Raw genomic sequence first — 1251 nt, 5'->3', positions numbered from 1 at the left:
GACCGTCTTTATGGGTGTCACACGACAGCCCGGAGCGATTCCTGTGACGTACGTTCTATTGTCGATAGTGGCTGACATCATTCCCAGTGTTCGTGTACCGTGGACGCACATATCTATGTATGGCCAGTAACAGCAGAGGCTGTAGGGTTCGTCTTTTGACACGGGGCACACTACCGTCGTGCTGTTATCAGGATCATCATAATCCCATCGCCTACCTCCGACGTCCCACTCTGCGTATCTGTCGATCCCAGCCAAATCGGGATGCGACCATATATACCCCTTATCAAGGAACCCGATTGAGACTCTGGACGATCCCATTTCAATGTCCCATGCTAGGTCGGCGTCGATGTCTGCATCAGAGGGGTTGTTGAGGTGATGCCATTGGTCACTGAAATCTGGGTCATTTGGCAAATGGCTCGAGCGCGTGTGAACGATGAAGTCCGGCTGTGCGAAAACTACCAGACCACTTTCATAGAGGGCAACTGAGGTTCGGAAAATGTCAAGGCTGTCCTTGCGAATCTTCGTCAGCACGCATCGTCTATCGCCCGGAGGATGACGTGACGTCATTTCTAGCCCGAGATCGTTGAGAACGGCAGCTACCTGTTGATCGCTAATCCCCGGTTTAACGAGGGTCCGAATGCGATCCAAGGCGTATGCATTATCTCCATAAGGGGTTTCAATAACCGGATAGACATGTAGCACTTCTGGAAAGGATTCGAGTGTGGACTTGATGGAGTCAAAATTGGATGGCACCATGTAACGATAAATCCAGAAATTGAGGCCATACGTCCAAGGCCTGTATTCCGCATCAAGAGCTGCTGTCACACCTGCGAAGGCAGCCGGATCGATGCTATCGTCCAGCTTGATTGCTACAATTGAGTCAGCAGCTGGGTAGGTCACTTGGTAGGGCTGCCGCCCCAGTGAGCCAGGGACGAAGTACGATCCTACACTTTGGCTTGGTAGGAGACCCTGCGCGGTTGCTGCCTCATGATTCAACTCTGTCACACTAATAATGCAGACAAGGATCCCGATAACTTGTGTAGGCACACCCAACAGAATAGACTTTCGGTTTAGAGTCATTTGTCCTCCAGTAGCTCTATTGACTGCGTGAGTTGATCTTCGAAGGCGGATTGATTTCGCCGCGTTCGGCTTAGTAAAGTCGAACGCATAAAGGATCGGAGTTTCTCGCGTGCACTGTCAGCTCAGCTAATTTGTCGGGCCGATGGCGATGGCGAACGGGGCGTATAGGTC

General features: G+C 51.6%; 1 protein-coding gene. It reads right to left on the bottom strand.

Annotated features, from left to right (window positions below; translation table 11 throughout):
• Positions 1-900 (bottom strand): hypothetical protein (locus V6D20_24710; GenBank protein ID HEY9818984.1); only part of this gene is annotated, 900 nt, incomplete at its 3' end.
• Between the last annotated feature and the right edge of the window lie 351 nt (positions 901-1251).

The sequence above is a fragment of the Candidatus Obscuribacterales bacterium genome, assembly GCA_036703605.1.
In the GTDB taxonomy this organism is placed as follows: Bacteria; Cyanobacteriota; Cyanobacteriia; order RECH01; family RECH01; genus RECH01.
Note: the sequence above shows the minus strand (reverse complement) of the source record. Positions and strands in the feature narration are given on the sequence as shown.